The organism is Pseudarthrobacter ribosi, assembly GCF_055412865.1.
Genome location: NZ_JBVAYZ010000003.1, coordinates 113,106 through 125,268, shown reverse-complemented (window position 1 = coordinate 125,268; position 12,163 = coordinate 113,106). Strand labels below are relative to the sequence as shown.

The following is a 12,163-nucleotide window of genomic DNA, read 5'->3' as shown; positions in this document are numbered from 1 at the left end:
GAAATGCGCTCGATGGCCCAGGACCTCGCGGAGCGTAAAGGACCTGATGGAGTAGTCGACCTAGCCACTACCTGGCCCGCCAGCACTTCGCAGCCCTGGCCTCCCGCTTCTGGGCAGCAAGTCAGTCAGTCGAATCTCTCCTAGACGCCCTCGACGTGGACGAGCTTGACGACGACGAATGGGACAGCGTCAGCGACATTTTGTGCACTGTTGCGAAGTCGCTACTCGACGGTGGAGTCCTTGACAGCCCGCTGCTTCCGCCAGTAGACGGCCGCGGCCGCCACGACGAGAACACCCAGGCTGCCGGCAATGAACCCTGCGGCCGTCCCGTTGTCGGTCTGGGACGCCTGCTCGCTGCGGATCGGTTCCGTCGAAGTTGTCTCCGACGGGCTGCGGGTGGCTGATGCTGTAGCCGACGGAGTCGCAGCGGCCTCTGACGGGGCAGCGGCCGCCGGCGGCTCCGCCGGGGTAGCTCCGGCTGCTGGCGCTTCCGCGGGGACGCCGGCGACGACGGGGTTCTCAACCGGATCCACACCCTTCACCGGCGGGTTCGGTGTTGCCTGGTTCCGGGCCGGGGAGGGAGCTGCCGGAACATAGGCCGGGGCGGGGGCCGGAGCGATCACCGGGGCAGGGACCTTGACCGGAGGGACATACGGTGCCGGGGCTGCCGGCGCCTGGTAGACGAGGACGCTGCCTCCCCCGCTGCCGCCACCTATCGGAGCCGCGCCGCCGGGAACTGTGGAGCCTCCCCCGCCGACAACGACGCTGCCGCCGCCCGGGACTCCGCCGGTACCGGTCGGTGAGCAAAACTCGGCACCGTTAGCGGCCACGGCCGGGACCGAACCCGGCGCGCAGGTGATGGCCTGGGCGGGTCCTGCGGCGCCGAGTGCGAGGGCTGCGGCCACGAGGACGGCTCCCAGAGTGGCAGCGGTGCGTGATGCGCGGACGTGCGAAGTGGTGGTCATGGTGTATCCCCCAATACGGGTCCTCAGGCGGACCGGCTTCGGCTAGCCTAACTGAGCGGAACCGGTTCAGCGTGCCAACCGCGGCGCTGTAACGCACCCCTGACCTGCGGTAATGGTCTTTTCATCGGTTAGGATCAGTCCAGAGCCGTATCCCGGCACCGTCCTTGGGGGAACCATGTTGACCATTTCGCCTACCCGCCGCGCCGGCGTGACGGTCCTGCTTGCCGGGGCCGCCTTCCTGCTCGCACCCGCCCCGGCCCACGCCGAAACCGTCTGCCAGACCGCACCCAACGGAGCGCAATACTGCTACGAAAACGGCGCCGGCGGCGGCACCGGGGCCGGCCAGATCGGCGGCAGCGGCGGAAACGGCGGCAGTGGTTCCTACGGTACGGTTCCGCCCCCGCCGGCCAACCTTGCTCCGGCTCCGCAGCCCGTACCTGCCCCGGCCTACCAGGCACCCGTCCAGGCTCCGGCGCCGGTCACCGCCCCGGTGTCCAAGGCGCCGGTGAACACCCCCGTCGCACCGAAGACCGGCAGCGCCAACCAGGCCCCGGCCCCAGCTCTCGTCCCCGCGCCGCAGTACGGTCCGGCTGTCGGCCCGGACACCAGTGTTCCCGCGGGAGCCGTTCCAGCCGAAGTGCCCGCGGAGGCCGCCCCGGCACCAGCGGCAGCCTCCGATTTGCCAGCCGCCGAGGCTCCTGTTGCCGAAACAACGCCCAGCCCGGCGCCGACACCTGTTGCGACAGATGCAGCGGCCGCCCCTGAGTCGGTCACGGTTTCGGCCGCGCAGACTTCCAGTACCGAAGCGTTCAACCCGGCCCCGCTGCTCTTCAGCATCGGCGGGGCACTGCTGGCAGCGGCCCTGGTCTGGTTCGTCCGCCCTGCCCGCGCCTCGCTCGTCCGCGCCGTGAGCAAGAAGAATTCCCTCTAGGTCCAGGGGAATCGCCACAAGGCCCGCCGGTATCATCCGGCGGGATCAGTTCAACGCCGCACCGCGGCCACAATTTTGGGGGAACGCAGTGCAGAACAAGGAAATCATGACAACCGTATTCAAGAAGTCGCTTCTGGTCGCCGGGGTGGCATCGCTCCTGCTGACTACGGGCTGTGCAGCGACTTCGGTGAAGGCGGTTGAGGCTCCCGCAGCTCCAGCGTCCGCTTCGGCCACAGCCGCACCGACCAACACGGCAGAGACGAGCGCTGCCGCTCAGTACACCATGCCCTACGAATTCGACGCGCTGGCCTATGCGGACCCCATGGGAACCAAGGCCGGTGACAGCATGAGAGTCACTGGCGGAACAATGAAGCCCGGTGCCATTGCCACGGTCTACGTCGCGCAGCTCATGGCCATGCCGTCTCAGGACTCAACCGGCATGTACCACCAAGTCGGGGAGCAGGTTAAGCTCACCGCGCCGGTAGTCGTCACCGTGGATGAGAAGGGGCAGTACGACATTCAGATTCCCATTCCCGCTGGCACCGCACCGCAGCAGGTAGACGTGATCTCGGAATTGACGGGTGTCGCACCCGGCGACCCTTCAGGCGGCCTCTCACGCAGTTCCATCAAATAGTCATCTCAGACCCTAGACCCGCTTGTAATCGTATGGTTCCACAGGGCACTGCCGCGTTCGGCAGATGATCCCAACATCCAAGAAAGCCGGGCCGCCCCGCAATGTTCCCTCTGCATTGGCCGATGCTGGGGCAGTAACGGGCAACGCGGCTCAAGGCCGGCAATGGCGAGACGATCGCTTCGTCCGAGCGCAACAAGAAGGCCAGCGGACAGGCGACTCGCCCGGCTCCGCGGGCTCTGGAAGGCCGTCGACACGACCGTCGCTGCCCCACAGCACCGGATTGGCCAACGCAGCCAAGCCTTCGGCCGACCCTGACGATCAGTACGAGCGGCACTTCCTGCTCGGAGTCGGTGTCCGCGCCTCCACGTCGGGGGTCGAGGAAATCCCTGTCTTCCAGGAAGGAGAGGAGGGTGCGGAAACTCCAAAAGCTGACCAAGGCAGAATTGGAGTACACGCATTTTCGTACCTGCCCCATCGGCGGCGCACCCCAGGACCGTCACGTTGGACATCGACTAGTTGGGGCTTCAGGACAAGGTCGGAGACGGCTTCGATATTGGTAGAGACGGCGGCAGTGGTTTCCATGCCCCACCATGTGTGCGGACGCCCGGAGTCCGCTTCCCGGCGTCTCGCCGGCCCTCCGATCCGTCCCTCAAGCTGCAGGTGCTACGGATCCCGGAGATGACTTGTCAGCTTCGGGGTCCACCAAAGTCAGGTGTGGTTTGGCGGTGGCGTCTGGGCCGGTTCCACCGGTCGGCTCATCTTCCGTTCCAGCCGCCGTGCTGCCGGCCCTGCGATTTCTAATTGCGCTCAACTTCGCCTTCGCAGCAGGCAACAACTTTTCATTCCATCCGCGCTTGATCTCTGGGCCCTTGGCAATAACAAAAGTCACCGCAGAGCCTACTGCAGCGCCCACCGCCAGGCCGGTGATTATGAGCCGCTCTTTTTCCTCATCTGTTAGTTGCAGTTGCTCAGGATCTCTTAGCTCTGCCGGACCCAAGTTATTGCCGGATTCACGGTCAAAAAGGAGTGCACGATCCGCGCCAGGAGTCTCATGCGATGTCGCCAGATACGCTCCCTCTGGAATTCGGACATCCTTGTTGACCCACTCATCGCCTTGGTGGCTCTGGCTCACTTTGACTCCTCTGGTTGAACGTCTCAAGCAGGAGCCTACACACCCCGGGCCCTGCTCAGGACGTTCGTCGGCCTCGATGAGTGTTATCTCTGTGAGCCGGTGTGAGTTCTGTGAGCTTGGGCCGCCGCCAGAAGCCTCTGCCGGAGTGCTATTCGTTGAAGAATTCGGTCGTGTTGTAGTCCGTGTAGTAACCGGCAATTTTCCATTTACCGTCAGCAGGGTCTTTGGCGGCAGTAAAGGAGATTTCCGCTGTTGTGGATTGGACCTTCTTTCCGAGTTCGTCGTAAGTGACGGGCATTTCGTAGGATGCAGACGTGTCGAGATACACAGCCTGGACTCCTCCGTCGCCCTCCACATAGGCGAGTTTCAATGGGGTGATGTCCCGTGTCTTGACACGGGAAGTATTGGCTCCGTGGTCGTAGGACGCGGCCCGTTTTGCCATCCAGGCCTCGGTCGAGAGGATGACCTTCCCCGCTTTCATGTCATTGAGCATGGGCTCATGATTAATCGGGTGAATCTGATCCTTGTGGGCGGCCCACCAGCCGTCAATGTCGGTTCCGCCGTTGAGGGTGGAGTCGATAGCCTCCTCGGCAATGAACCTGACGATCATCCTCTGGGCTTCGGTGAGTTCGGCCTCCGAGAAGTGCGCCTTGGCGGCGTCATCGACGATCGTGGGGTCGTACTGCATCGCGGGGTCACCATCGGTGATGCTCGTCTGAAGATAATCGCCGATGCCGTCGTTGGCTACGCCTTTGGCGACAACGCCCCGCGCCAAAGAAGTGGGTGTCGTTGACGGGGTCGGCGTTGCTGATGCGCTTTCAGAGGGGCTTGAAGTGCTGTCCGGGGACGCAGCCACGGAAGCCGAGCATGCGGAACTGAAGATCAGCGCACCCACAATTCCTGCGGCGGCAATGATTTTTCGGGGGTTCACCCGGCCCTTGTTTGGCTGGGAATCGAGCATTTTCCATGTAGACATGACGGAATAGACAGTTGGCAATTAGTCCCCCAATTCATTATTTAGTACGAGAATACATGCCCGGCAGCCGGGCCTTTCACGCCATGTGCGCGGCCCCCTGCTCGAATCTCTCCGCCGGGCCGTTATCAGTCCCTTTCATCCGTCATTACGACCACGACACCGCCGGCGACCCGGACACCGGAAAGGTGCTGCTGGCTGCTTTCGTCGTAGTCGGAGATCCAGACATCGGTCCGGTCAGTGACCGGGTACTCGACGCCCATACGAAAGCGCCGCAGATCCTTGAGCACGTCCGCCCCATTCCTGGGCCCTCGACCCATCGGTTCGATGCGAAACTCATCGTGGTAGCCGCGCAGAAACACATCTCTCGCTCGGATGCGACTTGCTGCCGAGGCGGTTGTCCTTGCTTGAACCTCTTGGGTGGAGACCATGAACGCTCTCACCCGCTTCTAGCGCGCGTTGCCATCACAGCTGGCGATTGCGTACGCGCCGCTGGGGGTTTTCGTGGACACGACTACCCCGTCGACGGTGAACCGGCGGGTGATGGTTCCTTTCGCGCCCTGGTTCTGGGCCGAGAGGTACACGAAATGGCCTCGGGTCATCGTCAAAGTGAGGCCGTTCTTGCCGCTCGTTTCGGAGGCCCGCGTTTGACCAGGACGGCCGCCAATTCGGTTCCGTGCCCCAAAATCTTCAGTTGCAGCCCAAAAACACCGGCCAGTCTACAGAGAACCTGGCGACGTCAGCGATCCATGACTATCCCCTGGCTGGTTAATCCCCCCAGATTCTGGCACGGCTAGTGCCGGATAGTCCGGCTGCCGCTGCAGTTTTCCCGGCAGTGTCGGCGAAGGCCGCCACCGCGACCTTCGCGTCTTCGCGGACACCCGCGACCATCCGGGCGTTGATAACTTCATTGACACCCATTTCGCGGGTTGCAGCGGGCCAGCGGGTCCAGGGCGGAGCGTGAGTCCGTCAGGACTGTCAGGACCCGACGCCGTCGCGCAGCACCGGGTGCGGCATTCGTGTACTAGGTACACGCTTTTTCATACGTGTCCCATCAGGGTTAATGCAAGCCTAGTGCGTCGATGCTTGACCACGTCTTCGCTTCCCAAACCGACGGCCCCATGTGCGGCATCCCATAATCTTCAGGGCGAGGTGTCAGCCGCGGTCCCTATAGGCGGCAAGGAGGTCGAACGTATCCCGGACTTCTGCGTTCCACCGTTCCGTTGACAATGGTCGGAGACATACGACAGGCGGTCATCGCGACCAGCCCGTCGGAACGGAAGCACAAGCAGTACAAAAACATGCAGGTGTGGAACTGGTTCCGTAGCCAGGAGGCAGCCGGCAGATTGGTCATCACTCACCGGTCGGAAACGTGGCGGTGCCGGCCTGAAATCGCCGCGTTCGCCGACTCGCTTTTCGGCAGCATCTGGGCGTTTCCGAGAACAGTGTCATTGAATGCGACCGCGACGGGTCATGACGGCGTGTTTCTCGTCCGAACCGAAGACGTCGAAGCGTACATCGAAGGGTTTGCGCCCAGAATCTGCGCTGGGATGTCAGTTCCTGGAAAAGCCACGACCACTTGACGTTCATGAACTTCGGCACTGCGAAGGGCCTCACACGTAAACGAGTTTTGATCTTTCCTACAGACAAGATGCAAAAGCTGCTCCAGAGGGGAACGCCGCTCGAAGAGCTCGCTGCGGCGAAGCTATACGTCGGAGTAACTCGTGCCGAGCAGAGCGTCGCGTTCGTGCTCGATAAGGCCGGAGACAGCCAGCACCCGCATTGGCGGCGAGTCTCGTAACCCAAAGCTAATGGTTGCCTCGTCCCTCAGTTTCTGCCGGCGCTCCTTGCCGCTTGGTGCGGGTCAGTGTTTAGGCTCTCCGCAGTGACATTGCGCGCGAGAAGATCCATTCCATGAGCAACTAGAGCCAGACGAGGCAATAATAGCTGGATGCAATATTTAAATCTTCTTACTGATAGAACTTCCTGGCACATCCATCTTCATGACTTCAATGAAGAACTAGACAGAATCTTTGCTATGCACAAGTATCTTGTGACCGTCACAGAGGCACAGTTCACCGCCGAATACGAACGATTGTTGTCCGAGCGCGGTAGCGAAGACTATAACGGCGGGGACGCTGTGTGGGACGCTGAAAAGGCCTTAGGCATCAACCCGTGGAACGTAGCCTCGCATGCTGGCCTCATGGCCGTGACTCGGGCAATCTCCCTTAGTGAGGTCATGTTCGCCCGAATGGCGGCTAGCCAATTCAAGAATCCCGACCATTGGGTCTTTCCGAAGGGCCAGCTTTGGTTCAGGGAGTGGGAAGGCCATTTCTTCGAGTCCGTTGCTTTGCGGCCATTGAAAATCGAAAGTAACGGTTTCGGTACTCTACGGAAGCTTCGTGACCTATACACGCATGGATACGGCATCCCAACTACCGAAGCCCGTCGGACAGCCCTCGCTCGGAAGCTCTACAGCCAGTTCGACACCAGCTCCATTAAGCCCGAAGAGGAGGCCCTTGGTTACTCAGGTTCCGCATATTTCTTTGGTGATGAGACGAAATTCTCCAAGAAGACTCAGATGCTGGTTCGTGAATCATTCATGCCCACACGTGCAGACATCAGCCCTTTAGCCACGTATCGCGTGCTGAAACGGATAAGGGAACACGTTGAACAAGTTCATGAATCGTTAGGGGCGGGTTTGCGACCCGAAGCAGAGCTCACTGCCGGAGACAACAAGTTCGTAGATGTAGTCGAAGCTTGGTGGGCCAGGAACTCCCCCGATCAGGAGAATGACTCAGCCAGTGCCCAAACGGGGGTCTAACGAGCCGTTCGCGACATGATGCTCCTGCTCATTTTCTGGGTGGTGAGGGGCTAAGGACTCGCTGGCTGGCTTGACTGCTCGGCATTGAGGCGAGCAGAAGGTACAACTTCTTCTAGAGCTTGGGCAGGTCGTCGTTCCGCGTGTACGCGATGTGGCTGTGTTCGAGGATGAGCTTGCTAACGAAACGACAGCCTATTGCGCTAGTTCTAGCTCAAATTTCTGGATTCTGGAGAATAAAAGGGCGGTTAGATTTGCGAGAGCCGCATCCACATGGGGGACAAAAGGGGGATCGAAGTACCAGTCAGCAACCGGCGGGAATCCGCTCGGGGGCGCTTCTGCTCCCTCCGGGAAGTTACCCTGCTGACTCGCTTTTCCATGGTGAAAAACTACGATCCCTCTGTCATCCGTCGTACGGAACGTCATCCAGTTTGAGACCTGGGCTCCTGCCGGGTGGTCCAGGAGTGTCCTATACAGCCTTGCTTTTTCCAAGACACGGCAAGGGTCTTCACATTCCGCATCGAGCCTTGAGCAAAACTCGAGGAACTTCTTCATGCTGCGTACTGGCACGTTCCCGAACACCCGAGGGAAGAGACCAACAACTTGGGCAACCTGAGACACGTTCTTATACGTCGACTGAAAATAGCTTTCGTAAAGGTCATAAATCATGTGCTGGGCCTCTTCAGTTGGAGAGACGTTCGGTTGCTCCCAGGCCCCGACGGCTTTCACTACCTGGGCCCTCTTCCTCGCCAACCTGTGCAGGGACTCCGTGCAGTTGACGATCGCCTGACGCTGCTTGTACTGCAGACCCGGTATAGCAAGCAATGCCATACCCCACGCGTTGATGCACTTAGCAGTCAGGAGGTAAAGCTCTGCCTCAGGCTCGACCTTTGCAAGCATTGGAAAATTGCTCAATCAACTTCTCCTTTTGAAGCTCCGTTTTGTGTGGCCCCCGGCCGCAATGGTCGCATGCCGGGTGACACCGCTCCGGTGCAGCATTCCGTGTCTCCTTCGGGGCGCTGCCGCAAAACCCCGATAACAGCGCATACGTCGACTGGGGACGTTACAACATAGCTCCTAGTGCTGAAGGACCAAAAGCTGACGGTCCCACCGAAATAAATTTGCAACACTTCCCTGACGTCTGGTTGCGGTATGCCCAGCCTGTACGTCATAGCCTTGATTAGGCAGTGGGGTGGTCCATCGATCATGGTCGGGGAGAACGTGCTCCACAGCGCTGCTAGCCCGCCATCGCCGAGGCACGCACCCGGTTCAACGCCTCGGTCAGCAAATCCACATCTGCCTCAGGGAACAGACTCTCCGGCCCGGCGGGGGCGGCATCGCTGTAGGGAGACTCGTACAGCGCCCCGACGTCCACGACGCCGTTCTTGGTGAGCTGCTGGACGATCATGTCAACGAAGTGCATCTGGTTGGCTTTGAGGGTCTTGTCCCCCAGGAACCCGGACAGGGAATCCAACGCAGCCTGGCGGTCCATACCCACCAGAGAACGGACAAACAGTCCGAGACCCTTGGCCTGCTCAGTGGCCGCTTCAAGTTCCTCGGGTGATCCCGCGCCACTTTCAATCAGCATGCGCTGGAGTTCAGCAAGGTCCGTCTCGGTCAGGGGCAGCCCGCGGCGGAGGCGATGGATGGCCATGTGGTCCAGGAAGCCCTGCAAATACAGTCGGGCCTTCTCGCGGTACCGGGCCAGATCTATCGACCCGGTCACGGTCCCCTTCAGCTCACCTTCCACGATCTCGCCGAGAGTGTCTTCGAAGTTCAAGTAGACCACCTTCCGGCGCTTCTTCTCGATCAGGTGCACCAGCCCCCGGAGGCGCACGCGGATCAGCTCAAGCCACTGCGGCGAGACCTGGCCCCACTCCTCGCCCTCCAGAATCGCCTGGATCAGGTTCATCTGTGCCGCGATGGCGGGGATGTTCGGCTGATCCTGCAGCGCGGACGCAATCTCGACAATCTTCTTGCGGTACGGCTCGACGGCGGCCGCAGAGGTCAGTGAGGCCAGCTGTGCCTGGTACATCAGCAGGTCGAAGCGTTTGGCCTCCTCAGTGTCAGCGGCGGAAGCCAGCGTCGCCAAGGGTGCCAGCCTTGTCTGCAGGTCCGTCAGATCCTGGTTGCCAAGGGTGCCCCACGACTCGGCTTTGGCGAACTTCTCCACCCACTCCAACTGCGGGCGCACCAGGAAGTTCTCCCGGGGCAGCCCCATTACTTGCCCCACTAGGCCCGCCTGAAGAGCCGGCATGAAGTCGCCGTCGAGCCCGGCAGCGCGGGCTTCGGCCAGCAGCTGTGCCCGGACGGCGAAGCTGCGGTGCGCCAGGGACTGTCCCAGGGACCCCTCGGAACCGGGCAGCTCGGCGTTGAAGTATTCAATGTTCTGGCAGACGTCAAAGATGAAGAAGTCCTGCTTGTCCTCGCCCGGTCCGTACAGCTCCGGTCTGAGCCGGGTGCCGCGGCCCACCATCTGCCAGAACTTTGTCTTCGAGCGCACCACCTTGAAGAAGAGCAGGTTGACCACTTCGGGCACGTCGATTCCGGTGTCCAGCATGTCCACGGACACGGCGATGTGTGGACTGTCTTCGCTGCGGGCGAAGGCGTCGATCAGGGTGGAGACGTAGTTGACGCTGTGCGTGATGATCTTCGCGAAGGTGCCCCCGTACTGGGGGTAGTTGGTGTTGAACCGTTCTGCGATGAATTCGGCATGCTTCTGGTTCTTGGCAAAGATAATCGTCTTTCCGAGCCGGTCTCCCCCGGCGACCTTGTGCCCGCGGGTCATCAGCACCTCGAGTGCCTTGTCCACGGTGTCGGCGTTGAACAGCCAGGTGTTCAGGATGGCCGGATCCACTGCGTCGGGGATCTCGCCGTCCTCATCCCATTCAGCGGAGTCCCACTCCTCCTTTTCCTCCTCCGAGAGTTCCTCGTATCGGATTCCGTCGACGGGGAACTTCAACGGAATGGACACGGTCCGGGGCGGTACGAGGTAGCCGTCGGAGATCGCCTGCGTCAGCTCGTAAGCGAACGTGGGGACATGGTCCTCGATGTCGAACAGGGAATAGGTGTTGCGGTCCACTTCGGACTGCGGGGTGGCCGTCAAGCCCACCAGATACGCATCAAAGTACTCAAAGATGGCCCGGTACTTCTGGTACACGGAACGGTGGGCCTCATCGATGACGATCAGGTCATAGTGGCCGATCCCGAACCGCTGCTTCAGGACCGTGCCGTCGTCGGTCCGTTCGTTGATCAGGTTCATCATCGTCGGATAGGTGGCGATATGAATGCGGCTGTCAGCCTCCACGTCCCGCCCCAGAATTACGGGTGATGATCCGGGGAGATTGGTCTTGAAGGCCCGGGCGGCCTGATCCACCAGGGCGACCCGGTCGGCCAGGAAGAGTACGCGTTTCGCCCAGTTCGCCTGCATCAGCAGGCTGGAGAGCGCGACGACGGTGCGCGTCTTGCCGGAACCGGTCGCCATGACGAGCAGCGCCTTACGCTCCTTGTCGGCTTCCAGGGCATCGGTGACCGCCCGGATGGCGGCCTGCTGGTAGGCGCGGCCCGCGATCTCGGTATTGATGGCCGCAGTGGCGAGGGGTTTCCGGGTGGTGCGGCGGTCCACCATGAGCTGGAGCTGGTCCCGGGTGTGGAAGCCCTGAACGGGACGGGGCGGATAGCCGGAGGCGTCGTCCCAGATCCAGTGCTCGTAGCCGTTGCTGTAGTAGATGACCGGGCGTTGGCCCTTCTCCGTCTCCAGGGCGTCGGCGTAGAGCTTGGCCTGCTGCTGCCCCTCGTAGGGTGACTTGGCTGATCGTTTGGCTTCGACGACGGCGAGGGGCTTGCCGTCGGATCCCCAAAGGACGTAGTCCACGAACCCGGTTCCCGTGGTGGGGCCGGCGTGGGTGGGCATGTGGTGGACTTCGAATTCGCGGTATTCGGCCTCATCCAGCGCCCATCCTGATTCGCCCAAATAGAGGTCGATGTAGACCCGGGTTTCGGCTTCTGAGTAGTCGTGGCTGTCCGGGAGCTTCTTGTTTTCTTCCTTCGCCCGGGCGATCTCGGCACGCAGGGCCACAAGCTGGGCCTGAAGCTGCTCGTTGTCCTGCTTTTGAGCGGCCAGCGCCGCATCCTTGGTGGCCAGTTCTTCGGCGAGTTTGGCCGTCTGGTCCGCGGTTCGGGGCTTCTCGGCAGGCGCCGGAACGCCCGGCTTCGGCGTCGGGCTGAGGAACTGTCCGTTGAACGCGAGCGTGGAGGCCGGGCGGTGGGCTGGATCCCGGGTGTAGCGAAGCGCCAGCCAGATGCAGACGTGGAAGAGTTCTCGAATGGTCTGCTCGGAATGTTGGACAGTGATTGCGGCGTTGGTGTGGATGGCGCTGTTCGCGACCTTGCGGATGAGGTGAAACTTGCTGACGATCGTCTCGCTCGCGAGCCGCTTGAACGTCGGTTCCGACATCAGGCCGTTGAGATCGCTCTTGTAAGGCAACGTCAGTGAGTCGTCGGCGTCGTAAAGCCAGGCCAGCAGCGCTTCGATGGACCGCCGTGCATAAAGCAAGGAGGAGCGCGGGTCACGCCGGGCATACAGCTCGGCCAGCCGCGCCTCCTTCGCAATTTCTGGCCACTCCGCCTGCAATACGTCGAAGTTGCTGTTCACATCCCCCAATGCCACTCCTCTGTTGATCTTCTCCATGGAGCCTAGATGATGTT

10 protein-coding genes are annotated in these 12,163 nt (G+C 61.5%); 3 read left to right on the top strand and 7 right to left on the bottom strand.

The features are described 5' to 3' along the window. Window positions 1-221: 221 nt before the first annotated feature. Window positions 222-965, bottom strand: coding sequence for a hypothetical protein (locus ACZYZ5_RS04200; RefSeq protein ID WP_463899374.1), 744 nt, complete (start codon window positions 963-965; stop codon window positions 222-224). 175 nt (window positions 966-1,140) lie between these two features. Here ACZYZ5_RS04200 and ACZYZ5_RS04195 point away from each other — a divergent pair, with 175 nt between their 5' ends. Together ACZYZ5_RS04195 and ACZYZ5_RS04190 are read left to right on the top strand one after the other, a co-directional pair. Further along, window positions 1,141-1,896 carry a hypothetical protein gene (locus ACZYZ5_RS04195; protein ID WP_463899373.1) on the top strand — a complete coding sequence of 252 codons (756 nt, stop codon included), beginning with the start codon at window positions 1,141-1,143 and terminating at the stop codon, window positions 1,894-1,896. 88 nt (window positions 1,897-1,984) lie between these two features. After that, the gene (locus tag ACZYZ5_RS04190; RefSeq protein WP_463899372.1) at window positions 1,985-2,530 is read left to right on the top strand and encodes a hypothetical protein; all 546 of its coding nucleotides are present in this window, start codon (window positions 1,985-1,987) and stop codon (window positions 2,528-2,530) included. A 649-nt stretch (window positions 2,531-3,179) separates the two neighbouring features. On the opposite strand, the gene ACZYZ5_RS04185 is transcribed toward ACZYZ5_RS04190, so the two are convergent. The 4 genes from ACZYZ5_RS04185 to ACZYZ5_RS04170 all read right to left on the bottom strand — a co-directional run bounded on the left by ACZYZ5_RS04185 (window position 3,180) and on the right by ACZYZ5_RS04170 (window position 5,237). After that, a complete protein-coding gene (locus ACZYZ5_RS04185; protein ID WP_463899371.1) occupies window positions 3,180-3,662 on the bottom strand; it encodes a hypothetical protein in 483 nt (160 codons plus the stop codon). 148 nt (window positions 3,663-3,810) lie between these two features. After that, on the bottom strand, window positions 3,811-4,638 hold the full coding sequence (locus tag ACZYZ5_RS04180) for a hypothetical protein (protein ID WP_463899370.1): 828 nt from the start codon (window positions 4,636-4,638) through the stop codon (window positions 3,811-3,813). Between the two features lie 125 nt (window positions 4,639-4,763). Continuing rightward, a complete protein-coding gene (locus ACZYZ5_RS04175; RefSeq protein WP_463899369.1) occupies window positions 4,764-4,925 on the bottom strand; it encodes a hypothetical protein in 162 nt (53 codons plus the stop codon). Between the two features lie 159 nt (window positions 4,926-5,084). Then, complete coding sequence (locus ACZYZ5_RS04170; protein ID WP_463899368.1) at window positions 5,085-5,237, bottom strand: hypothetical protein; 153 nt, start codon at window positions 5,235-5,237, stop codon at window positions 5,085-5,087. 1,349 nt (window positions 5,238-6,586) lie between these two features. Between ACZYZ5_RS04170 and ACZYZ5_RS04165 the strand changes: the two genes are divergently transcribed. Beyond that, window positions 6,587-7,459 carry a hypothetical protein gene (locus tag ACZYZ5_RS04165; RefSeq protein WP_463899367.1) on the top strand — a complete coding sequence of 291 codons (873 nt, stop codon included), beginning with the start codon at window positions 6,587-6,589 and terminating at the stop codon, window positions 7,457-7,459. A 192-nt stretch (window positions 7,460-7,651) separates the two neighbouring features. Here ACZYZ5_RS04165 and ACZYZ5_RS04160 read toward each other — a convergent pair whose 3' ends face one another. Further along, complete coding sequence (locus ACZYZ5_RS04160; protein WP_463899366.1) at window positions 7,652-8,371, bottom strand: hypothetical protein; 720 nt, start codon at window positions 8,369-8,371, stop codon at window positions 7,652-7,654. Between the two features lie 322 nt (window positions 8,372-8,693). Next, window positions 8,694-12,146, bottom strand: a complete 3,453-nt coding sequence (locus ACZYZ5_RS04155; RefSeq protein ID WP_463899365.1) for a DEAD/DEAH box helicase family protein — start codon at window positions 12,144-12,146, stop codon at window positions 8,694-8,696. Window positions 12,147-12,163 lie beyond the last annotated feature (17 nt).